The organism is Kitasatospora sp. NPDC058046 (assembly GCF_042885595.1).
Taxonomy (GTDB): Bacteria; Actinomycetota; Actinomycetes; order Streptomycetales; family Streptomycetaceae; genus Kitasatospora.
In genome coordinates this window covers 606,744-628,544 of the sequence record NZ_JBHVRS010000001.1, presented here as the reverse complement: position 1 = coordinate 628,544, position 21,801 = coordinate 606,744, and the positions used below count along the sequence as shown (strand labels likewise).

Genomic DNA, 21,801 nt, shown 5'->3' with positions numbered 1-21,801 from the left:
ATCCGGGATTGTATGGTCCCTACACTCCGGCTCAGCCGGGCTCCCCGACGGCGTCCAGCCGGCCGAGGGCCAGTGCGATCCGCAGAGTGAACGCCGAACGTACGTCGGAGGGGGCGTACCCCGTGACGTCAGTCACACGTCGTAGCCGGTAGCGCACCGTATTCGGGTGGACGAAGAGCATCCGGGCCGCACCCTCCAGCGAGGAGGCCTGCTCCAGGTAGACACTCAGCGTCTCCAGCAGGGCGGAGCCGGCCTCGTCCAGCGGTGTGTAGATCTCCTCCACCAGCTGGCGGCGCGCGGCCTGGTCGCCGGCCAGCGCCCGCTCGGGCAGCAGGTCGTCGGCCAGCACCGGGCGGGGGGCGTCCGGCCAGGCGGCGCAGGCCCGCAGGCCGGCCGCGGCGGCGGCGGCCGAGCGGGTCGCGGAGAGCAGGTCGGGCACGGTCGGGCCGACCACCACCGGGCCCGGCGCGAACTGGCCGATCAGCGCGCGGGCCGCGTGCACCGGCTCCTTCTCGCCGCCGACCACGACCACCAGGCGCTTGCCCAGCACCCCGGTCAGCACGTTCAGCTTGGCGTACCGGGCGGCCCGGCGGATCGCCTCGACCACCAGCTCGCTGTCGCCGTCCGGCGCGCTGCCCATCACCACCCGGACCTGGCTGGGCTGGCCCCAGCCGAGCGCCGCGGCCCGCGAGAGCACGCCCTCGTCGGCGTCGCCGGACAGCAGCGAGTTCACCACCAGCGCCTCCAGCCGGGCGTCCCAGGCGCCGCGCGCCTCGGCGGCCTGGGCGTACACCTGGGCGGTCGCGAAGGCGATCTCCCGGGCGTAGACCAGCACCGACTCGCGCATGTCCGCCTCGTCGCCGGGGGCGGCCACCTCCTCGATGGCCTCCTCCATCACCTCGATCGTGGTGCGGATCAGCTCGACGGTCTGGCGCAGGGTGATCGCCCTGGTCAGCTCGCGCGGGGCGGTGCCGAAGACGTCGGTGGAGATCGCCTGGGCGGCGTCGGGGTGGCGGTACCACTCGGTGAAGGCGGCGATGCCGGCCTGGGCGACCAGGCCGATCCAGGACCGGTGCTCCGGGGGCATCCGCCGGTACCAGCCGAGCTGGTCGTCCATCCGCGAGATCGCGGCGGTGGCCAGCTTGCCGGAGGACTTCTCCAGCCGCTTGAGCGTCGCGGCCCGGCGCTCGGCGCGCTCGGCGGCGTTTCTGCGCTCCTGCGCCGTCAGGCGGGGCGCCGCGCGGCCGGGGCGGTCACGGCCCGCCCGGGCGGCCGGGCTCTTCCCGGTGGGGTCGGGTGCGGGGCTGGGGCTGGGTTCGCTCTTGGAGTTCGCGGAAGCGGCTGGCACAAGGACAAGACTGCCTCACGCGAGTGACTGCTCGTGCACACCCCCCGGCGGAGCGGCGCGGTGGCAAGAGTCACACCCCGCGCGCCGGCGACTACGGTGGGGGCGTGACCGAAGCCGCCGACCGCCCCCGCGCCGACCTGCGCCGCACCGCCGAACGCTACCGCTCCGCCCCGGCCGAGGGCGTCGAGACCCGGCACGCGTTCTCCTTCTCGGGCCACTACGACCCGAAGAACACCCACTTCGGCGCGCTGCTCGCGTGCAACGAGGAACTCCTCGCCCCCGGCGCCGGGTTCGAGGAGCACAAGCACCGGGACACCGAGATCCTCACCTGGGTGCTGGAGGGGGCGCTGGCCCACCGGGACTCGCACGGCCACAGCGGGGTGGTCCGGCCCGGGATGGTGCAGCACCTCAGCGCCGGCTCCGGCGTCACCCACACCGAGCGCAACGTCGGCGGCGCCACCGGGCCGGTCCGCTTCGTCCAGATGTGGCTCCAGCCGGACGAGTTCGACGCGCCGCCCGCGTACGGCCTGCGCAAGGTGGAACCGGCGGACGGCGGGTTGACGCTGCTCGCCTCCGGTCTGGAGCGCGACGCCGGGACGGACGCCCTGCGGCTGCGCCGCCGCGACGCCGCGCTCTGGCTGGCCACCGCCGGGCCGTGGCAGCCGCTGCCGCCGCTGCCCGAGGCGCCCTGGCGGTACGCGCACCTGACGGCCGGCTCGCTGGGCTACCGGACCGTTCCGGGGCCCAAGGGCGGCGGCCGCTCGATGGTCCCGGGCGACAGCGTGCGGATCACCGGCGAGGCCTTCGCCGACCCGGCGGCGGGGGAGACCGGCGCCGAACTCCTGCTCTGGGAGATGCACTCGCCGGTCTCGTACGGCTAGCTGTTCAGTTCCGCCAGCACCGCGTCCGAGAAGGCCGGCCAGGCCTCGACCGCCCACGGTCCGAAGTCCCGGTCGGTGAGCGCGACGCAGGCCGCGCCGGCCTGCGGGTCGACCCACAGGAAGGTGCCGGACTGGCCGAAGTGGCCGAAGGTTCCGGGGGAGTTGGCGGTGCCGGTCCAGTGCGGGCTCTTGCCGTCGCGGATCTCGAAGCCGAGGCCCCAGTCGTTCGGGCGGCGGTGGCCGTAGCCGGGCAGCACGCCGCTGGTGCCGGGGAAGGCGACCTCTAGGGTGGCCTGCCGGACGGTGGACGGGTCCAGCAGCTTGGGGGCCTGCAGCTCGGCGGCGAACCGGGTGAGGTCGGCGACGGTGGACAGGCCGCCGGCGCCGGCCGGGGACTTGTGGGCGGTGTGGATCAGGGTGTCCGTCATGCCCAGCGGCTCGAACACCGCCTCGGCGACGTAGCGGGAGAACTCGATCCCGGCGGCCTCGGAGAGCGTCCGGGCCAGCGCGTCGAAGCCCGCGTTGGAGTAGAGCCGGCGGTTGCCGGGCTCGGCGAACACCCGGTCCTCGTCGAAGCCCAGGCCGGAGGTGTGCGCGAGCAGGTGGCGGACGGTGGACCCGGGCGGCCCGGCCGGGTCGTCCAGCTCGAACACGCCCTCCTCCAGGGCGACCAGCGCCGCGTACGAGGTGAGCAGCTTGGTCACCGAGGCGAGCGGGAACAGGTGCTGCTGCGGCCCGTGCGCGCCCAGCACCGCGCCGTCCGCCGCCCGGACCACCGCCGCCGCGGCATGGGGCACCGGCCAGTTCTCGATCATCCGCAAGCTCTCCATGGGCCCGACTCTAGTCGCCGGGAAAATCCTCGGAAAAGGTGGTGGCGGGCCCACCCGGATGCCGGGCTTGCTTGGAGTGCACTCCAACTCTGTAGCGTCGTTCCCGTCGCACAGGACAAGGGGGAACGAGCGATGGCCGCACCCGCACGCATCGAGATCGACCTGCGCAGCTGCTCCGAGGTCTTCAGCCGCCCCGTCGGCGATCCGGACCCGAGCCCGAGGCACACCATCAGCGAGGTCGCCACGGCGAGCGGGCTGACCGCCCACACCCTGCGCTGGTACGAGCGGATCGGCCTGCTGGACCCGGTCGACCGGGCGGCGGGCGGCCAGCGCCGCTACTCCGACGCCGACCTGCACCGGCTGGCCTTCCTGGGCCGGCTGCGGCTGACCGGCATGTCGGTGGCGGACATGCTCAAGTACGTGGACATGGCCCGCCAGGGCGAGCAGACCTACGGGGAGCGTCGGCTGCTCCTGGAGGCCCAGCGCGAGGAGGTCCGACAGCGGATCGTGGACCTCCAGGCGACCCTCGCCGTCCTCGACTACAAGATCGACATCTATGCCGGGAAGGGCGCCGTCGGCGCCGGCATCCCGGCCAAGTGCCAGAACATCCATGGAGAGGAAGAGCAGAGCGCATGACTCAGACCGTCCTTCCCACCGTCGAACTCGGCACCGGCGGCCCGCTGGTGGGCGTCCAGGGCCTCGGCTGCATGGGCATGAGCGAGTTCTACGGCCCCACCGACGCCGACGAGGCGCTCGCCACCCTGGGCGCCGCGCTGGAGACCGGCGTCACCCTCTTCGACACCGCCGACATGTACGGCTCCGGCCGCAACGAGGAGCTCATCGGCCCCTTCGTCCGGGCCAACCGGGACAAGGTGGTGCTCGCCACCAAGTTCGCCATCCTGCGCTCCGAGGAGGACGGCGCCGTCCGCGGCATCAGCAACGACCCGGCGTACATCCGGACCGCGGTGGACGCCTCGCTGCGCCGCCTCGGCGTGGACGAGATCGACCTGTACTACATGCACCGCCGCGACCCGGCCGTGCCGCTGGCCGACTCGGTCGGCGCCATGGCCGAGCTGGTGAAGGCCGGCAAGGTGCGCCACCTCGGTCTGTCCGAGGTGACCGGGGCCGAGCTGCGCGAGGCGCACGCCGTCCACCCGATCGCCGCGCTCCAGTCCGAGTGGTCGGTGTTCGCCCGCGACGTCGAGAGCACGGCGGTGCCGGCCGCGGCGGAGCTGGGCGTCGCCTTCGTGCCGTACTCGCCGCTCGGGCGGGGCTTCCTGACCGGCGCCTTCCAGGACGCCACGGAGCTCTCGGCGAACGACTACCGCCGCAACCACCCCCGCTTCACCGGCGACAACGCGGCCGCCAACGGCGAACTGCTCGACCCGCTGCGGGAGATCGCCGCGGCCCGCGGCGTCACGCTCGCCCAGGTCGCGCTGGCCTGGGTGCACCAGCGGGCCGAGGTGCACGGGCTGGCCGTGGTGCCGATCCCGGGCACCCGCAAGCGGAGCCGGCTCGCCGAGAACACCGCGGCGGCGACGCTGCGGCTGACCGCCGAGGAGCTGGCGCTGCTGGAGCCGGTGGCCGGCCGGGTGGCGGGGAGCCGCTACGCGGACATGAGCTCCACCTCGGCGGCGCGCGAGTAGCGGGCACCGGCGGCCCGGGGAGTCGGCGGACGCCCCGGGCCGGCCGCCGGGCTCAGACCGTACGGCCCGTCCAGGCGGCCAGCCGGGTGTGCACGTCGGCGTCCTCGGCGACCGGCCGGACGGCGGCGAACGGAACGCCCGGCACCCGCCGCTCGGCCGGCAGCACGAACTCGGCGATGCCCAGGGCGGTCCGCGCCAGGTCGTCGTCCAGGGCGAAGCCGTTGTCGAGGCTCCGGGCGATGTCCCCGGAGTGGGTCACCAGCTCCATCAGGTAGCCGCCGACCGCCATCGCGCCGGGCACCTCGCCCCAGGGGGCGACGGTCGGGCGGCCGAGCTTGGCGTCGTCCGCCCAGGCGGCGGTCACCCGGGCGCGGGCCCGGCCCAGGGCGGCCGGCCAGCCCTCGTCGGACGGGTCCTCGATGGCGGCCACGGTGTCCTCGGCGTGGCCGCCCTCGCCCATGTACGCGAACCGGTGGACGCCGCCGACCACGTGGTTCAGCAGCCCGCGCAGGGTGAACTCGGTACAGGGCGTGGGCCGGTCGAGGTCGGCCGGGGTGACGGTGGCGAACAGCTTCTCCAGCTGGTCGAGGGCGGCCTGGTACTGCGGGCGGGCGTCCTGGACGGCGGTCATGGCGCTCAACTCCCTGGTGTCGGGTGGTCGTTCGGGCCCCTTGCGGGCCCGGAACGCAATCTCCCAGTAAAACCTGACAACGGCCGTCAGGATTACTGGGATTCTTGGACCATGAAGGCCGACCGCCTGCTCTCGATCCTCCTGCTGCTCCAGACCCGCGGCCGGGTGCCCGCCACCGAACTCGCCGAGCGGCTGGAGGTGTCCGTCCGCACCATCTACCGCGACGTCGAGTCGCTCTCCGCCGCCGGGGTGCCGGTGTTCACCGAACGCGGGCGGCACGGCGGCATCGGCCTGCTGCCCGGCTACCGCACCGACGTCACCGGCCTGACCGCGGACGAGGCCAGAGCGCTGTTCGTGCTCTCCGCCCAGGGCGCGCACAGCGACCTCGGGCTGGACGGCGCGCTCGGCTCGGCGCTGCGCAAGGTGATGGCGGCGCTGCCGGCCCCGCACCGGCCGGCCGCCGAGCGGGTCCGCGAGCGGATCCTGGTCGACCCGGCCCGCTGGATGCAGACCCCCGGCGCGGCCGGCCCCGCCGCCGGGCCGGACCTGGGCGAGCTGCAGTACGCCGTCTTCGCCGACCGGCGGCTGCGGCTGCGCTACCGGCACAGCGGCACGCCCGCGCCGGTGGAGTACACCGTCGACCCGTACGGGCTGGTGAGCAAGGCCGCGGTCTGGTACCTGGTGGCCGATCTGCACGGCGAGCCGCGGTTGTTCCGGGCCGACCGGGTGCTGGCCGCCGACACCACCGAGGAGGCGGTGCGGCGCCGGACCGGGGTCGGGCTCGGCGAGGTCTGGGCGGTGCTGCGCGAGCAGGTCGAACGGCTGCCGAAGGACGTGCCGGTGCGGGTGCGGGTCCGGCGCGGACGGCTGGACATGTTCCTGCGCATCCACGGCGGCCGGGTCACCGCACCGCCGCCGGAGCCGGGCGCCGTCCCGGCCGAGGAGTGGACCGAGGTGGCGATGGCCTTCCCGGCGCCGGCGGCCGTCCGGTCGCTGCTGGCCTTCGGCGCGGACGTCGAGGTGCTGGCCCCGCCGGCCGCCCGGCGCGAACTGGCCCGGGCGGCGGCGGAGGCCCTGCGGCTGTACGAAGACAGGTCTTAGGAGCTCGGGTTGGCCCGGACCACGTCCTGGTAGTGGCCGAGGGAGATCGCCGCGAAGTTGTGCAGGCTGTCGGTGCCCTCGGTGAGGTAGCCGTTGTGGCCGGCCGCGCGGGCCGAGGAGATCAGCTCGGAGCCGAAGCCGCTCGCGGCCGGGTCGGCGCCGTGGCCGAGCCCGCCGACCTCCATGAACGGCACGTTGCCGATCCAGTCGCTGGGGTTGCGGGTGGCCCAGAGGTGCACGCCCGCGCCCAGCTCGCCGGTGTTCTGCACGCCCATGCCCGGGCTGCCGAAGACCACCAGGTCGGTGATGCCGGAGGTGTCGGACGGCGAGGCGGCCGCGCGCGGGATGTCCGGGGCGGCCGTACCGCAGACCACCGAGCCGTACGAGTGGCAGAGCAGCGCCGGCGGCGCGTCCGGCCGGGTGGTCTCCTTGAGCCCGGCGAGCAGCCGCTCCAGCCGGGGGGCGGCGACGTCGGCGAGCCGGGAGGTGGCCGCGTCCGGGCCGAGGCCGGACGGGGTGACGTAGCCGGTCCAGGAGATCACGGCGGTCCGGGTGTCCGGGGCCTGGCGCTGCTCCTCGGTGTGGAGGGCGCGGGCCATGCCGGCCGGGGAGCGCAGCGGGTCGGCCGCCTGGTCGTGGTGGCCGAGGTCGGCGTCCGAGCCGGGGACGAGCACGGAGATCCGCTCGGCGTCGGCGAGGTCGCCCCACACCTCGGTGACCAGGCCGCGGCCGCGCGGGTCGAAGGCCAGGATCTGCCGGTCGGGGGCGAGCAGGTGCTCGACGTCGTTGGCGCGGGAGACGGCCAGCGCGCGGGTGTCGGAGTCCAGCGTGCCGTCGGCGGCGCGGGCCAGGGCCCGGTCGTGCTCGGCGGCCAGGGCGATCCGGTTGGCGCGGTAGCGCAGGTCCAGCGGGGCGCCGTCGTAGTTGCCGACGACCAGCGGGTAGTCCTGGATCAGCCGGTCCAGCTCGGTGGGCGCGAGCGAGGCGAAGAACGCCGCGGCGGCGGCCGGGGTGGTGGTCGCCGGGTCGGGCAGGGAGCGGCCGAAGGAGTGGTCCTCGACCCAGGCGGCGCTGCCGGCCGGGGGCGTGGAGATCGCCAGCTGTTCGGAGGAGACGGCGGCCGCGGCGGCGACGGCCCCGGCGTCGGCGAGCACCGCACAGCCGGCGAACGCCCCGATCAGTACCCGCTTCCAGCGCCGACGGATGCGCACCGCATCAACTCCCTTGGGGCCCGCACCGTTTCGCGGGCGGTGGTGCCCGGAGGGTGCGATAGCTCTGCTGACTTCCCTGCGCAAGCCTAGGGGGCCCGAAGGGATGCCGGGAACGCCTAAACTGTGGGATGGCTCACATGAACCAGGGGTGTCCGTCCGACGTCTCCCAGTGGTTCGGACAGTGGTTCGTACGGAGGCCGGTGTGGCCGGTGGGAAGGGGCGCGCTCAGCCCTCGGACTCGCCGGACCCGTTGGACTCTCCGGATTCGTCGAACGCGCGGACCAGGCGCTTCGGCGCCGTCCGCCGCCAGGCCTCGGTGACCAGGTCGCGCAGCTCGTCCCCGTCCACCAGGTCCAGCCGGACGCTCACCCAGCCGTGCCGGCCGACGTACGGGGCGGAGGAGAACACCTCGGGCTCGGCGGCGAGCAGTTCGGCCTGGTCCTCGGGGGAGGCCTTGACGGTGACGCGGTCCCCGTCGGGCGCGCCCATCGCGAAGATCCGGCCGCGCACCCGCAGCGTCTCGATGTCCCAGGTCGGCTCCTGGGCGGCCTCCGGCAGGGCCAGGGCCATCGTGCGGAACTCGTCGAACGTCACCATGGCGGCAGGGTAGGGCAGGGCACTGACAGCGCGCCCCCGGCGCGCGGCACGGCGCACCGGGGGCGGCGGGCGACGGCCGCAGGGGCGCGGACCGACCGGTCCACGCCCCAGCGACGGTGGTGCGCCCCGCCGTTCGGACGGGCCGCACCCGGCGGACCGTCACACCATGCCCAGCGCGTACGCCGCGAACAGCGCCGCCGCGGCCCCGGCCACCGCCTTGCCGCCCCGGGAGAAGGCCGTCCACGGGCCGTCGAACCGGCGGGTGAACCAGCCGACCGCCACCAGCACGGCGCCGAACAGCGGCAGCAGCGCCAGCCGGGCGAGCACCCAGCCGAGCGAGTCCGGCGCCGTGCTCAGCCCCGGGACGGCGCCCAGGGCGGCCGCGCCGGGCACCGCCACCGCGAGCATCGCGCTCTGGTGCCAGCAGAAGATCGTCATCGCCGACAGGTTGACCACCACGACCGGCAGCCAGAGCAGCGGACGGCCGGTCAGCAGCCGGCCCAGCCGCTCCCGCAGCAGCACCGCGGCGCCGCACTGGAACGCCGCCAGGGCGAGCACCAGCAGGGACGGCGGGTGCGAGTTGGTCCGCTCCGCCCCGGGCACGCCGACCATGCTGGCCGGGTAGTGGAAGACCAGCAGCAGCGCGGCGAACAGCGCGCCGCCGCCGAGCAGCAGCACCCGGGCCGTCGGGCGGCCGAGCCGGCCCTGCGCCCAGAGCACGCCCAGCTGGTAGCCGAACAGCCAGCCCGGCAGGATGTTCAGCAGCGCGACCCAGGACGGCACCGACCCGGCCCACGGCCCGTACCGCAGCAGGTCGACGGCGGCGACCGAGGCCACCAGCAGGCCCGCCGACCAGCCGCCCAGCCGGCGCCCGGCGGCCACGCAGAGCGGGGTGAGGGCCGTCAGCCCCAGGTAGACCCCGATGTACCAGAGCGGCTGCACCACCAGGGTGGCGCCGGTGCGCACGGTGTCCTCGGGGACGCCGAGCGCGGGCAGCAGCGGGATCAGCGCCGCCCAGACGGCCGCCACCCCGAGCACCGGGCGCAGCAGCCGGACCGCACGGGCCCGCAGCCAGCCGCCGTACGTGACGCCCTTGGCCCGGGCCCGCTCCAGCGAGCGGACCGAGGAGTGGCCGCCGACCAGGAAGAACACCCCGAGCATCTGGAGCACCCAGCTGAGCGGGGCGAAGAAGCCGAGGGTGGAGAGCGGGCTGGCGTTGTGCAGGGCGCCGTCGGGAGAGCGGGTGAAGCCGCCGAGCATCCAGTGGCCGACCGGTACGGCGAGCAGGGCGAGGGCGCGCAGCCCGTCCAGGGCGCGGTCGCGGTCGGCCGGGGTCTTCGCGTCGACCCGCGCGGCGGCGCGGCGCAGGGCGGTGAGCGGTCCGGCGGCGAGCGCTCGGGGGGTACGGGGCGGGGCGGCGAGGGTGTCGGCCATGGTGGTGCTCCTTCCGGTGCGGGCGGGTCAGGCGCGGCCGAGGGCGACGGCGGCGTAGGCGGCGAGGGAGGCGGTGCCGGGGGCGAAGTAGCCGGTGTGGCCGTGGGATCCGGCGGCGGGCAGCGGGCGGGCGCCGAAGCCGGGGGCGGTCGGGTCGGCGCCGTGGCCGAGGCCGAACAGCCGGACCTTGGGCACGTCGCCGATCCAGTCGGAGTCGTTGCGGGCGGTGGCCCAGAGCGGGACGCCCGGGTCGAGGTCGGCGGCCGAGCCGACGCCCATGCCGGGCGAGCCGAGCACCACCACGCCGGAGGCCTGTGCGGGGGTGGGGCGGGCCAGGCCGCAGACCACGGAGCCGTAGCTGTGGCAGAACACGGTGGGCGGGTCCTGCGGGCGGGTGGTGGCGGCGAGTCCGTCGAGCAGCCGGGTGAGGCGGGGGGCGCCGGCCCGGGCCAGGTCCTCGGTGGCGGCGTCCAGGCCGAGGCCGAGCGGGGTGGTGTAGCCGGCCCAGGCGATCACGGCGGTCTGCCCGCCGGTGGCGTCCAGGAGCGCCCGGGCCATGCCGGCCGGGGTGCCGTACGGGTCGCCGGCGCGGTCGAAGCGGAGCAGGTCGGTGTCGGAGCCGGGGACGATCACGGCGGTGCGGCGGGCGGTGGCGAGGTCGCCGTACACCTCGGCGACCTGGCCGCGGCCGCGCGGGTCGAAGGCGAGGATCCGCCGGCCGCCGTCCAGCAGGGCGCGGTAGCGCTCGGCGCGGGTGCGGGCGGCCTCGTGGTCCTGCGGGGTGAGGGCGGGGTCGGCGGCCCGGGCGAGTTCGCGGGTGTGCTCGGCGGTCAGGGCCAGGGCGTTGGCCCGGTACCGGAGGGCGACCGGGGCGCCGTCCAGGTTGCCGACCACCAGCGGGTACCGGGCGGTCAGGGCGTCCTGCCGGGCCGGGTCCAGCCCGGCGAAGAACGCGGCGACCCGGGCCGGTTCGGTGGTGGCCGGGTCGGGCAGCCGCAGGCCGAGCGAGGTGTCGGCCGTCCACGCGGCGCTGCCGGGCGGCGGGCCGGTGACCGGGGTCTGGGTGTCGGCGGCCCAGCCGCCCGCGCCGAGCATGATCGCCACTGCCACCGCGGCGCCGGCGATCGCCCGCCCGGCTCGAAACCTGCGCATGTCCCTGCTCCTTCCTCGTCCGTTCGGCCGCCGACTCGGTTCGGCTTCCGACGAGGAGGAAGGTAGGAATGCGACGGCCCCGCGGACGTCACACCGCGGGGCCAACTCCCGGGTGCTACCCGGGTATCAGAGGAGAGGGCCGCCCCGAGCCGAAGGGAGCGCCGACCGTCGGCGCCGGGTCGAGAGCGCCCGGAGGCGAGCGGGCGAACAGCTGCCGGTTACTGACCCGGTGTCACCAGGCCGGACTCGTAGGCCAGGATCACCGCCTGGGCGCGGTTGTGCAGGCCGAGCTTGGCGAGGATGCGCCCGATGTGGGTCTTGACGGTCTGCTCGGCGAGCACCAGCCCGGCGGCTATCTCCTGGTTGGACAGGCCGCGGGCGATCAGCTCCAGCACCTCGGTCTCGCGCGGGGTCAGGCCGTTGAGCCGCACCTTGGGGTCGCGGCGCCTGGCCGGGCGGGTGCGGGCGAAGTCCTCGATCAGCCGGCGGGTCACCGAGGGGGCGAGCAGCGCCTCGCCGGCCGCGACCACCCGGACCGCGGCGATCAGGTCGGCCGGCGGGGCGTCCTTGAGCAGGAAGCCGCTGGCCCCGGCGCGCAGCGCCTCGTACACGTAGTCGTCCACGTCGAAGGTGGTCAGCATCAGCACCTTGGGCCGGTGGGCGCCCGGCACGGCCGGTTCGAGCAGCCGCCGGGCCGCCTCCAGGCCGTCCATGACGGGCATCCGGACGTCCATCAGCACCAGGTCCGGGTGGGTGCGGCCGTTGACCTCCAGGGCCTGGGCGCCGTCCGCCGCGTCCCCCACCACGTCGATGTCGCTCTGGGCGTTGAGCAGGGCCGCGAAGCCCGCGCGCACCATGGCCTGGTCGTCGACGATGATCACGCGGATGGTCATGCGGTGGTCTCCTGGGGGGTGTCGGTGTCGGGGCGGTCGACGGGCAGGACGGCGGCCACCTTGAAGCCGCCGTCCGGCAACGGGCCGGTGTCCAGCCTGCCATCGACCAGCCGGACGCGTTCACGCATTCCGACCAGCCCCTGCCCGGTGCCCTCGACCGAGGCCTCCAGCGACTCGGTGCGCTGCGGCGGGGGCGCGTTGACCACCGTCACCAGCAGCGCCGGGCCGTCCGTGCTCAGCGACACCCAGGCCCGCGCGCCGGGGGCGTGCCGCACCACGTTGGCCAGCGCCTCCTGCACGATCCGGTAGGCGGACAGGCCGACGGCCTGCGGTGCCTGGTCCAGCAGGTCCACCAGGCCCGGTTCCACCGTCAGTTCGGCCGGTACCCCGGCCCGGCCCACCGTCTCGACCAGCTGGGCGAGTTGGCCCACCCCGGGCTGCGGGGCCCGCTCCCCGCCGGACTCCTCGCTGCGCAGCACGCCGAGCAGCCGGCGCATCTCGGCCAGCGACTCGCGGGCGGTGCCGGCTATCGCGGTGAACTCCTCGGCGGCCTCGTCCGGCACCCCGGTGATCCGGTACGGCGCGCTGGCGGCCTGCACCGCGATGACCGACATGTGGTGCGCGACCACGTCGTGCAACTCCCGCGCGATCCGGGCGCGTTCCTCCAGCAGGGTGCGGCGTTCACGTTCGACCTCGCTGATCTGCTCCTGCTCGCTGAGCAGCCGGCGCGCCTCGGCGCGGTCCCGGACGGCCCAGCCGAGCAGCAGCACGGCGCCGCTGAGCGCGATCAGCAGCATGGTGGTGCCGTCGCCGGAGCGGGGCAGGCCGAGCGTGGTGGTGAGCGCGGTGAGCGCGATGGTGGCGAGCCAGACCGAGAGCAGGGTGGCCCGGCTCTCCCGCAGCGCCAGGGCGATCAGCAGGAAGAGGTACGAGAGGATCATCGGCGCGGTCCACGGCCAGGTGCCGCCGTCCTGGTCGTACCGGGCGGTGATGGTGGCGGTGGCGACCAGGGTGCCCGCGCTGATCCACCAGGCGGCCAGCGGCCGGGTGATGGCGAGCAGCAGCGGCACCGTCTGGGCGACGGTGAGCGCGCCGGCCACCGGGAGCACCAGGCCGAAGAAGCCGACCAGGGTGGCGATCCCGGCGGGGATCAGCGAGGACAGCATGATCAGGACGACGGCGTACGGCAGCCGGCGCACCCAGCGCCGGGGCGACGTTCCGAGCAGCGGGGTGTGGCCGCCGCTCGGGGTGGTCAGGTGGTGTCGGAAGGTGCCCAGCAGGCGCAGGGCGTGCGGGCGGAGCTCGGCGGCGGTGAGGTTCTTCATCGCGCGCCAGCCTAGGAGGGCGGAGCCCCGCCGGGCGTCGCACCGGAGCCCGATTTTCCGGGTGCTACCGGGGTACCGGGTGATACCCCGGTATGACGCGGGTGCGCGGCCGGGTACTACGCGCGGTCGTGCCAGTGGCCGGCCAGGGCCGGGCCAAGCTGGTCGAAGTGACGCTCGATCACCGCGACCATGCCCTCGGGGCCGGCCGGCTCGTGCTCGGCGCTCCAGGAGAGGTGGGCCAGGCGCAGCAGTCCGCCGAAGACGGCGGCGAGCACGGCCGGGCGCAGGTCCTCGGCCGGGTCCAGGCCCTCGCGTTCGGCGAGCACCCGGACGACCAGCCGCTCCTGCTCGTTGACCCGCCGCAGGTGGGCGGCGAGCAGCGGGGGCGTCTCCTCGATCATCCGCATGAGTTCGAGGGCGCTGTGGATCGAGCCGGGGCCGGCGGCCTCCTCGCTGCCGAGGTCGTGCCAGGCCTTGACGATCGAGGCGCGCAGGGCCTGGAGCGGGGTCTCCTCGGCCGGGCGGTGGCGCAGGCACTCCATGAAGTAGTCCTCGGCCACGGCCATCACGGCGAGCGCGACCTCGTCCTTGTTGGCGAAGTAGCGGAAGAAGGTGCGCTGGGAGACGTCGACGGCGGAGGCGATCTCGTCGACGGTCGTCCGGGCGAAGCCCTGCCGGAGGAAGAGCACGTGGGCGGCCTGGATCAGGGCGTACCGGGTCTGCTGCTTCTTGCGCTCGCGCAGTCCGGGCGTGCGCCCGGGGCCCTCCGGGGCGGCGGTGGTGCGGGGGGTGTGAGCGGCCATGAGCAGGGGCCTTCCGGAGGGCTGGGTACGGCGGTGGGAGCACGATCCTAGCGCTCTGACAAATGTCAGTTATGGCCAGAAGTCACTGTTTGCCGAATGTCAGCGGCTGACATAATCTGCCGAGGTGGCGCCCGTCGGGCCGGGGCACCTGTGGGGACGGGTGGGCCGGGGCGCCACGACCACGTCCTGCACCCCAGCCACGCCCCCGGAGGGCCCTGATGAGCCAGTCCGTCGTGAAGAACTCCGAGGCGGACGCACCGCCGCCGCCGAACCCGCCGTCGGGGGGCGGCCTCAAGGGGCACCCCTGGCTGACCCTGCTGACCGTCGCGGTCGGCGTCATGATGGTCGCGCTGGACGGCACGATCGTCGCCATCGCCAACCCGGTGATCCAGGAGAAGCTGCACGCGGCGCCCGCCGAGATCCAGTGGGTCACCAGCGGCTACCTGCTGGCCCTGGCGGTCTTCCTGGTCACCGCCGGCAAGATCGGCGACCGCTTCGGCCACAAGGCCACCTTCCTGGTCGGCGCGGTGGGCTTCGCCGTGACCTCGGCCGCGATCGGCTTCGCCGGCAACATCCAGACCGTGATCGCCTTCCGGGTGCTCCAGGGCCTGTTCGGCGCGCTGCTCCAGCCGGCCGCGCTCGGCCTGCTGCGCGGGGCCTTCCCGGCCGAGCGGCTCAACATGGCGATCGGCATCTGGGGCGGCGTGATCGGCGCCTCCACCGCGGCAGGCCCGATCGTCGGCGGCCTGCTGGTCGAGCACGTCAACTGGGAGTCGGTGTTCTTCATCAACGTCCCGGTCGGCCTGATCGCGCTGGCGCTGGGCCTGTGGATCCTGCGGGACGTCCGCGCCGAGAAGGCCGCCAAGTCCTTCGACCTGCCCGGCATCGCGCTGCTCTCGGTGGGGATGTTCGCGCTGGTCTTCGGCATCATCAAGGCCCCCGAGTGGGGCTGGGGCGACGGGCGGACGCTGCTGTTCCTGGGCGGCGCGGTGGTCCTGATGGTGCTGTTCGCGCTCTGGCAGGGCAAGGCCCGCGAGCCGCTGGTGCCGCTCGGCCTGTTCCGCTCGGTGCCGCTGTCGGCGGGCGTGCTGCTGATGGCGCTGATGGCCTTCGCGTTCTTCGGCGCGATCTTCTTCGTGACCTTCTACCTGCAGAACGTGCACGGGATGAAGCCGGTCGACGCCGGCGTCCACCTGCTGCCGATGACCGGCATGATGATCGTCGGCTCGCCGCTGGCCGGCCTGGCGATCGGGAAGCTGGGCCCGCGCATCCCGATCGTGGCCGGGATGCTGATCACCACCGTCGCGATGTACGGCATGTCCACCCTGGACACCGGCTCCGGCAACGGTGTGATGTCGCTCTGGTTCGTCCTGATGGGCCTCGGCATCAGCCCGGTCATGGTCGGCGCCACCGAGGTGATCGTCGGCAACGCCCCGCTGGAGCTCTCCGGCGTGGCCGGCGGCCTCCAGCAGGCCGCGATGCAGGTCGGCGGCAGCCTCGGCACCGCGGTGCTGGGCGCGCTGATGGCCGCCAAGGTCGGCGACGTGCTGCCGGGCAACTGGGCGAAGGCCGGCCTGCCGCCGGTCGAGGGCGCGGCGGGCGAGGGCCTCAAGCAGGCCGCCCAGCTCGGCATCGCCCCGCCGGCCCCGGCCGGCACCCCGCAGCAGGCGGTGGACGCGATGGCCGGCGCCGTCCACGAGTCCTTCGTCAGCGGCATGTCGCTCGCCTTCGCGGTGGCCTCCGTGGTGGCCCTCGCCGCCGCCGCGCTCGGCCTGCTCACCCGCCGCGGCACCACCGACGCGGGCCCGTCCGTGCACATCTGACGGCCCCACGGCCCCGCCGCACGCCACGGCCCCGGACTCCTCGGAGTCCGGGGCCGTCGTGGTGCCCGGGCGGCGGGCGCCCCTGTGCGTCAGGCGCGGCTGAGGGCCACCAGCGGGACGGTCCGGGCGGTGGTGCGGTAGCCGGCGAACTGGGGCTGGGCGGCGATCTGACGGGCCCAGAGCGCGTCGTGCTCGGCCGGGTCGACCGGGGCCGCCAGGGCCGGGTAGCGCTCGGCGCCGACCTCGACGGTCACCTCGGGGTGGGCCACCAGGTTGCGGTACCAGAGCGGGTCCTGCTCGCTGCCGCCGTTGGAGGCGAAGACCACCAGCCGCCCGCCGTCCGGCAGGTAGACCAGGGGAGTGGTGCGCGGCTCGCCGCTGCGGGCGCCGACCACGGTGAGCAGGAGGACCGGCGCGTCGGCGAGCGGGCCGCCGACGGCCCCCTGCCGGGTGCGGAACTCCGCGATCACGTTCCGGTTGAACTCGCCCGCGCCGTCGGCGGGTTCGGGGTGCCGCCCGGAGGGCCCGGGCCTCGTCTCGTCGGTCATGACGCCGAGCTTAGGGCCTGTCGTCGAACTCGCGTCGTCCGCCCGGACGACGGGAGTTCGACGACAGGCCCAGGACCTCACACCGGTGTGAGGGTCAAGAACACGACGGACGGCGAAGGGCCGGACCCCCCGTGCGGGAGGTCCGGCCCCTCGGTGCTTCAGTGCCTACCGGCCGGTCAGGCGTCGCCGCCGGCGGCGCCCGGGTCGGCCGCGGTCACGTCGAGCAGCTGGTAGCGGTCGATCGCGTCCTTCAGCGCCGAGCGGTCGATCTTGCCCTGCTTGGCGAGCTCGGTGAGCACGCCCAGGACGACCGACTGCGCGTCGATGTGGAAGAAGCGACGGGCCGCGCCACGGGTGTCGGCGAAGCCGAAGCCGTCGGCGCCCAGCGACTGGTACTGACCCGGCACCCAGCGGGCGATCTGGTCCGGCACCGCGCGCATCCAGTCGGACACCGCGACGACCGGGCCCTCGGCACCCTGGAGCTTCTGCGTGACGTACGGCACGCGCTGCTGCTCCTCGGGGTGCAGCAGGTTGAACTCCTCGGCCTCCACCGCGTCGCGGCGCAGCTCGTTCCAGGAGGTCGCGGACCAGACGTCGGCCTTGACGTTCCACTCCTCGGCGAGGATGCGCTGGGCCTCCAGGGCCCACGGCACGGCCACGCCGGAGGCGAGGATCTGGGCCGGGATCTGGCCCGCGGTGCCCGGCGCGTACCTGTGCAGACCCTTGAGGATGCCCTCGACGTCCACGTTCTCCGGCTCGGCCGGCATCTTGATCGGCTCGTTGTAGACGGTCATGTAGTAGAACACGTCCTCGCCGTGCGGGTGCTCGGCGCTGGAGCCGTACATCCGCCGCAGACCGTCCTGGACGATGTGCGCGATCTCGAAGCCGTACGCCGGGTCGTACGCGACGACGCCGGGGTTGGTCGAGGCCAGCAGGTGCGAGTGGCCGTCGGCGTGCTGCAGGCCCTCACCGGTCAGCGTGGTGCGGCCGGCGGTGGCGCCGATCACGAAGCCGCGGGCCAGCTGGTCGGCCATCTGCCAGAACTGGTCGCCGGTGCGCTGGAACCCGAACATCGAGTAGAAGACGTACACCGGGATCAGCGGCTCGCCGTGGGTGGCGTAGGACGAGCCGGCGGCGATCAGCGAGGCGGTGCAGCCGGCCTCGGAGATGCCGTCGTGCAGCATCTGGCCGGTCGGCGACTCCTTGTAGGCGAGGAGCAGGTCCCGGTCGACCGACTCGTAGGTCTGGCCGAGCGGGTTGTAGATCTTCGCCGACGGGAAGAGCGAGTCCATGCCGAAGGTGCGGTACTCGTCCGGCGCGATCGGCACGAAGCGGTTGCCGATGCCCTTGTCCCGCATGAGGTCCTTGAGCACCCGGACGAACGCCATGGTGGTGGCGATGGTCTGGTTGCCGGAGCCCTTCTTGACCGCCTTGTAGGCGTCGTCGCCGGGCAGCTCCAGCTTCCGCGGGCGGACCTTGCGGGTCGGCACGTAGCCGCCGAGCTCCTCCCGGCGGTCGTGCATGTACTGGATCTCCTCCGAGTCGCGGCCCGGGTGGTAGTAGGGCGGGTAGCCCTCGTCCAGCTGCTTGTCGGTGATCGGCAGGTGCAGCCGGTCGCGGAAGCGCTTCAGGTCCTCGACCGTCAGCTTCTTCATCTGGTGGGTGGCGTTGCGGCCCTCGAAGTTGGGGCCCAGCGTCCAGCCCTTGACCGTCTGCGCCAGGATGACCGTCGGCTGGCCCTTGTGCTCGCGGGCCGCCTTGAACGCCGCGTAGATCTTCTTGTGGTCGTGGCCGCCGCGACCCAGGTGCTGGATCTGCTGGTCGGTCATGTTCTCGACCATGGCGCGCAGGCGCAGGTCGCCGCCGAAGAAGTGCTCGCGGATGTACTGGCCGGTCTCGGTGGCGTAGGTCTGGAACTGGCCGTCCACCGTGGTGTTCAGCTTGTTGACCAGGACGCCGTCGCGGTCCTGCGCGAGCAGCGGGTCCCAGGAGCGGTCCCAGACCAGCTTGATCACGTTCCAGCCGGCGCCCCGGAACTGGGACTCCAGCTCCTGGATGATCTTGCCGTTGCCGCGGACCGGGCCGTCCAGGCGCTGCAGGTTGCAGTTGACCACGAAGGTCAGGTTGTCCAGGCCCTCGCGGGCGGCCAGCGAGAGCTGGCCGAGCGACTCGGGCTCGTCCATCTCGCCGTCGCCGAGGAAGGCGTAGACCTGCGAGTCCGAGGTGTCCTTGATGCCGCGGTGCTCCAGGTAGCGGTTCATCCGCGCCTGGTAGATCGCGCCGAGCGGGCCGAGGCCCATCGAGACGGTCGGGAACTCCCAGAAGTCCGGCATCAGCCGCGGGTGCGGGTAGCTGGAGAGGCCGTACGGGGCCTTCGACTTCTCCTGGCGGAAGGCGTCGAGCTGCTGCTCGGTGAGCCGGTCCAGCAGGAAGGCGCGGGCGTAGATGCCGGGGGAGGCGTGACCCTGGAAGAAGATCTGGTCGCCCGACTCGCCCTCGGCGTCCTTGCCGCGGAAGAAGTAGTTGAAGCCGACGTCGTAGAGCGACGCGGAGGAGGCGAAGGTGGCGATGTGGCCACCGACGCCGATGCCGGGGCGCTGCGCCCGGGAGACCATGACGGCCGCGTTCCACCGGGTCGCGTTGAGGATCTTCCGCTCGATCTCCTCGTTGCCGGGGAAGAACGGCTCGTCCTTGGTCGCGATGGTGTTGACGTAGTCCGTGCTGCGCATCTCGGGCACGGCGACACGCTTCTCGCGGGCGCGCTCGATCAGCCGCAGCATCAGGTAACGGGCACGCTCACGCCCCCGCTCGTCGATGGCCGCATCGAGCGACTCCAGCCATTCCGCGGTCTCCTCGGGATCGAAGTCCGGGACCTGACTCGGAAGGCCGCCAATGATGATCGGGTTGCGATCGGATCCGGAAGCCACGCTGTTCCTTCACTGTCGGTCGAAACTGAGGTGTGTCGCGCCGCCTCCATCGTGCTACCGCGCTCGGAGATCCGTCATCTCTACCGATCGGTAACCGTTGCGCCCGGTGGGCGGTCCGGTCTGGTGGTGCGCGGTGCGGGCGTCTCCGTCCGCTCCGCACACCCCCGGGTGTTACGAAAAGAGGTGGTCCGACCTGGTGTCCCGTCCGCCCGATGGCGGGCGGCCGGGGTGAGGGCCAACAGGAGACTCTACGCCCGCGCACGCGCGGACCCCGAATGCCGTTCGCATCTCGGGCACACGTACGGCCTGTGGGCCGGGACCACCCGAAGCATCCTCGGACCATGCAGAAAAGGGCAAATCGGTGTGATTCCCGACACGTCCCACGGCGTGTTCCGGTGCGACACGTCAACCTTTGGAGGGGATCGGGGGTCGGGTACTTGCGCGAACCGCCGCGCCCGTGTGGACTACGGCCACAGCCTCGGCATGGATGCCGAGCCGAATACTGGAGGTTATTCCCGTGAGCGCGACCGCGGACCCCGCGGACAAGTCCAACCCGGCGACCCGTCTCGGCTTCGAAGAGGGCCAGATCATCCAGGAGCTGGGGTACGACGAAGACACTGACCAGGACCTCCGCGAAGGCATCGAGGAGCTCACCGGGACGGATCTCGTCGACGAGGACTACGACGACGTCGCCGACGCCGTCCTGCTGTGGCACCGCGACGACGACGGGGACCTCACCGACGCCCTCGTCGACGCGCTGGAGTACCTGGCGGAGGGCGGCCTCATCTGGCTGATGACGCCCAAGACCGGGCGGGACGGCCACATCGAGGCGTCCGACATCAACGACTCGGCCAAGACCGCCGGTCTCTCCCAGACCAGCTCGATCAACATCGTCAAGGACTGGGCGGCCACCCGGCTCGCGACCAAGTCCACGGCGAAGCAGAGCGGCGGAAAGCGCTGAGCGGGCTCTGAAGTCCCCGCACCGGGCCCCGCCGGAGGAACCCCCTCCGGCGGGGCCCGCTGCATGCCCGCCGCCCGCCCGGGGCCCGGCCGGCGCTCCGGACCGGCCCGTTCGCGGACGGCGAACGCGGCGGGCCGCGGCCGCCCGCCTCATCCGTTCGGCGGAACGGCCGTAAACGAATGCGAGGATGTGGCCTGCCGCGCCCGCCGCGCGGCGCGCTCGCGTCAGAAAGGTCCCGTTCATGGCCATCGAGGTCGGCACCCAGGCTCCGGACTTCGAGCTCCGCAACCAGCACGGCGAGTCCGTCCGGCTCTCCGACTTCCGCGGCCGGAAGAACGTCGTCCTGGTCTTCTACCCGTTCGCCTTCACCGGCGTCTGCACCGGCGAGCTGGGCGCGATCCAGCGGGAGCTGGCGGGCCTGCAGAACGACACCGTGCAGGTGCTCGGGCTCTCCTGCGACTCCCAGTTCTCCCAGCGGGTCTTCGCCGACCGGGAGGGCCTGGAGTTCCCGCTGCTGGCCGACTTCTGGCCGCACGGCGAGGTCGCCCGCGCGTACGGCGTCCTCGACGAGGAGCGGGGCTGCCCGCTGCGCGGCACCTTCGTGGTCGACACCGCCGGCGCGGTGCGCTGGAGCGTCGTCAACGGCCTCCCGGACGCCCGGGACGAGCAGGAGTACCTGAAGGTGCTCGCGGCGCTCTGAGGCCCCGCCGGGGGCCCCGGACGCGTCCCGGGCGCGCCCGCCGGGCCCCTTCGGCGCCCGCCGGCCGGGTGCCGTGGGGCCGTGTCCGGCCTGATCAGGGGTGCGGGCGGGAACCCCGTACTACGCTCGGGCCGTTGGCGGGGTGGGACGCGGGGGCCGATCGGCCTCCCGCCGCCCCGGACCGCACCACCGGGGGCACCACTGGACGTGCCTCCCGATTCTTGGAGGACTAGTGGGAGTCAGCCTCAGCAAGGGCGGCAACGTCTCGCTCACCAAGGAGGCACCCGGCCTCACGGCCGTGGTCGTCGGCCTGGGCTGGGACGTCCGGACCACCACCGGTGCGGACTTCGACCTGGACGCCAGCGCCCTGCTGTGCAACGCCCAGGGCAAGGTCGCCTCGGACGGCAACTTCGTGTTCTTCAACAACCTGAAGAGCCCGGACGGCTCGGTCGAGCACACCGGTGACAACCTGACCGGCGAGGGCGAGGGCGACGACGAGGCGATCAAGGTCAACCTGGCCGGCGTCCCGGCGGACGTGGAGAAGATCGTCTTCCCGGTGTCGATCTACGACGCCGAGACCCGCAGCCAGAACTTCGGCCAGGTGCGCAACGCGTTCATCCGCGTGGTGAACCAGGCCGACAACTCGGAGCTGGCCCGCTACGACCTCTCCGAGGACGCCTCCACCGAGACCGCGATGGTCTTCGGCGAGCTGTACCGCAACGGCAGCGAGTGGAAGTTCCGCGCCATCGGCCAGGGCTACGCCTCCGGCCTGCGCGGCATCGCGCAGGACTTCGGCGTCAACGTCTGAGCCGTCGCCGGCGCCCTGCGGCGCGGGCTGCGCGCCGTTCTCCCGGGGCGGCCCCGGACCTCCGTGGTCCGGGGCCCCCCCCCCCTGCTACGCCCCCGGGGCGCGCGGGGGCGGGGGAATTTAAAAAAAAACCAGCCCCCCAGACAGGTAAAGAAAGCGTATTGCCGGTTATGCGTGTAAAA

At 73.7% G+C, this 21,801-nt stretch carries 20 protein-coding genes; 8 read left to right on the top strand and 12 right to left on the bottom strand.

Features of this window, described 5'->3' with window-relative positions; translation table 11 throughout:
• Positions 1 to 31: 31 nt before the first annotated feature.
• Entirely contained in the window at positions 32 to 1,228 is a 1,197-nt protein-coding gene (locus ACFVU7_RS02910; RefSeq protein WP_074001159.1) for a CdaR family transcriptional regulator, read from the bottom strand.
• A 224-nt stretch (positions 1,229 to 1,452) separates the two neighbouring features.
• Here ACFVU7_RS02910 and ACFVU7_RS02905 point away from each other — a divergent pair, with 224 nt between their 5' ends.
• A complete protein-coding gene (locus ACFVU7_RS02905; protein ID WP_380778106.1) occupies positions 1,453 to 2,229 on the top strand; it encodes a pirin family protein in 777 nt (258 codons plus the stop codon).
• On the opposite strand, the gene ACFVU7_RS02900 is transcribed toward ACFVU7_RS02905, so the two are convergent.
• Positions 2,226 to 3,059 carry a serine hydrolase domain-containing protein gene (locus tag ACFVU7_RS02900; protein WP_388043977.1) on the bottom strand — a complete coding sequence of 278 codons (834 nt, stop codon included), beginning with the start codon at positions 3,057 to 3,059 and terminating at the stop codon, positions 2,226 to 2,228. The genes ACFVU7_RS02905 and ACFVU7_RS02900 overlap by 4 nt on opposite strands.
• A 132-nt stretch (positions 3,060 to 3,191) precedes the next feature.
• Between ACFVU7_RS02900 and ACFVU7_RS02895 the strand changes: the two genes are divergently transcribed.
• Positions 3,192 to 3,695, top strand: a complete 504-nt coding sequence (locus tag ACFVU7_RS02895; protein ID WP_107086472.1) for a MerR family transcriptional regulator — start codon at positions 3,192 to 3,194, stop codon at positions 3,693 to 3,695.
• Entirely contained in the window at positions 3,692 to 4,705 is a 1,014-nt protein-coding gene (locus ACFVU7_RS02890; RefSeq protein WP_388043975.1) for an aldo/keto reductase, read from the top strand. Before ACFVU7_RS02895 ends, ACFVU7_RS02890 begins: the two co-directional genes overlap by 4 nt.
• 52 nt (positions 4,706 to 4,757) lie before the next feature.
• On the opposite strand, the gene ACFVU7_RS02885 is transcribed toward ACFVU7_RS02890, so the two are convergent.
• Complete coding sequence (locus ACFVU7_RS02885) at positions 4,758 to 5,336, bottom strand: TIGR03086 family metal-binding protein (protein ID WP_049652636.1); 579 nt, start codon at positions 5,334 to 5,336, stop codon at positions 4,758 to 4,760.
• Between the two features lie 111 nt (positions 5,337 to 5,447).
• Between ACFVU7_RS02885 and ACFVU7_RS02880 the strand changes: the two genes are divergently transcribed.
• Positions 5,448 to 6,437 carry a YafY family protein gene (locus tag ACFVU7_RS02880; protein ID WP_074000767.1) on the top strand — a complete coding sequence of 330 codons (990 nt, stop codon included), beginning with the start codon at positions 5,448 to 5,450 and terminating at the stop codon, positions 6,435 to 6,437.
• Here the strand turns inward: ACFVU7_RS02880 and ACFVU7_RS02875 are convergent.
• The 7 genes from ACFVU7_RS02875 to ACFVU7_RS02845 all read right to left on the bottom strand — a co-directional run bounded on the left by ACFVU7_RS02875 (position 6,434) and on the right by ACFVU7_RS02845 (position 13,852).
• Entirely contained in the window at positions 6,434 to 7,648 is a 1,215-nt protein-coding gene (locus ACFVU7_RS02875; RefSeq protein ID WP_388043973.1) for an alpha/beta hydrolase, read from the bottom strand. The genes ACFVU7_RS02880 and ACFVU7_RS02875 overlap by 4 nt on opposite strands.
• A gap of 225 nt (positions 7,649 to 7,873) precedes the next feature.
• Positions 7,874 to 8,245 (bottom strand): MmcQ/YjbR family DNA-binding protein, encoded by a 372-nt coding sequence (locus tag ACFVU7_RS02870; protein WP_388043971.1) that lies wholly within the window; start codon positions 8,243 to 8,245, stop codon positions 7,874 to 7,876.
• Between the two features lie 159 nt (positions 8,246 to 8,404).
• A complete protein-coding gene (locus ACFVU7_RS02865; RefSeq protein WP_380742954.1) occupies positions 8,405 to 9,679 on the bottom strand; it encodes an acyltransferase in 1,275 nt (424 codons plus the stop codon).
• A gap of 27 nt (positions 9,680 to 9,706) precedes the next feature.
• A complete protein-coding gene (locus ACFVU7_RS02860; RefSeq protein ID WP_388043969.1) occupies positions 9,707 to 10,831 on the bottom strand; it encodes an alpha/beta hydrolase in 1,125 nt (374 codons plus the stop codon).
• A gap of 218 nt (positions 10,832 to 11,049) precedes the next feature.
• Positions 11,050 to 11,724: a response regulator transcription factor gene (locus ACFVU7_RS02855; protein ID WP_049652627.1), complete on the bottom strand. Its 675-nt coding sequence runs from the start codon at positions 11,722 to 11,724 to the stop codon at positions 11,050 to 11,052.
• Positions 11,721 to 13,049: a sensor histidine kinase gene (locus ACFVU7_RS02850; RefSeq protein WP_387966220.1), complete on the bottom strand. Its 1,329-nt coding sequence runs from the start codon at positions 13,047 to 13,049 to the stop codon at positions 11,721 to 11,723. Before ACFVU7_RS02850 ends, ACFVU7_RS02855 begins: the two co-directional genes overlap by 4 nt.
• A gap of 116 nt (positions 13,050 to 13,165) precedes the next feature.
• Positions 13,166 to 13,852, bottom strand: a complete 687-nt coding sequence (locus ACFVU7_RS02845) for a TetR/AcrR family transcriptional regulator (RefSeq protein ID WP_049652623.1) — start codon at positions 13,850 to 13,852, stop codon at positions 13,166 to 13,168.
• A gap of 233 nt (positions 13,853 to 14,085) precedes the next feature.
• Here ACFVU7_RS02845 and ACFVU7_RS02840 point away from each other — a divergent pair, with 233 nt between their 5' ends.
• Positions 14,086 to 15,675 (top strand): MFS transporter, encoded by a 1,590-nt coding sequence (locus ACFVU7_RS02840; protein ID WP_369808305.1) that lies wholly within the window; start codon positions 14,086 to 14,088, stop codon positions 15,673 to 15,675.
• 89 nt (positions 15,676 to 15,764) lie between these two features.
• On the opposite strand, the gene ACFVU7_RS02835 is transcribed toward ACFVU7_RS02840, so the two are convergent.
• The gene (locus ACFVU7_RS02835; protein WP_079271734.1) at positions 15,765 to 16,223 is read right to left on the bottom strand and encodes a nitroreductase/quinone reductase family protein; all 459 of its coding nucleotides are present in this window, start codon (positions 16,221 to 16,223) and stop codon (positions 15,765 to 15,767) included.
• Between the two features lie 176 nt (positions 16,224 to 16,399).
• Positions 16,400 to 19,150, bottom strand: coding sequence for a pyruvate dehydrogenase (acetyl-transferring), homodimeric type (aceE, locus tag ACFVU7_RS02830; RefSeq protein WP_074000772.1), 2,751 nt, complete (start codon positions 19,148 to 19,150; stop codon positions 16,400 to 16,402).
• 517 nt (positions 19,151 to 19,667) lie between these two features.
• Between aceE and ACFVU7_RS02825 the strand changes: the two genes are divergently transcribed.
• From ACFVU7_RS02825 to ACFVU7_RS02815, 3 genes are all read left to right on the top strand, one after another.
• Positions 19,668 to 20,111, top strand: a complete 444-nt coding sequence (locus tag ACFVU7_RS02825) for a DUF3052 domain-containing protein (RefSeq protein ID WP_049652614.1) — start codon at positions 19,668 to 19,670, stop codon at positions 20,109 to 20,111.
• 241 nt (positions 20,112 to 20,352) lie between these two features.
• Positions 20,353 to 20,811, top strand: a complete 459-nt coding sequence (locus tag ACFVU7_RS02820) for a peroxiredoxin (RefSeq protein WP_074000773.1) — start codon at positions 20,353 to 20,355, stop codon at positions 20,809 to 20,811.
• Positions 20,812 to 21,043: 232 nt separating this feature from the next.
• Positions 21,044 to 21,619, top strand: a complete 576-nt coding sequence (locus tag ACFVU7_RS02815) for a TerD family protein (protein ID WP_074000774.1) — start codon at positions 21,044 to 21,046, stop codon at positions 21,617 to 21,619.
• The last annotated feature ends 182 nt before the right edge of the window (positions 21,620 to 21,801 follow it).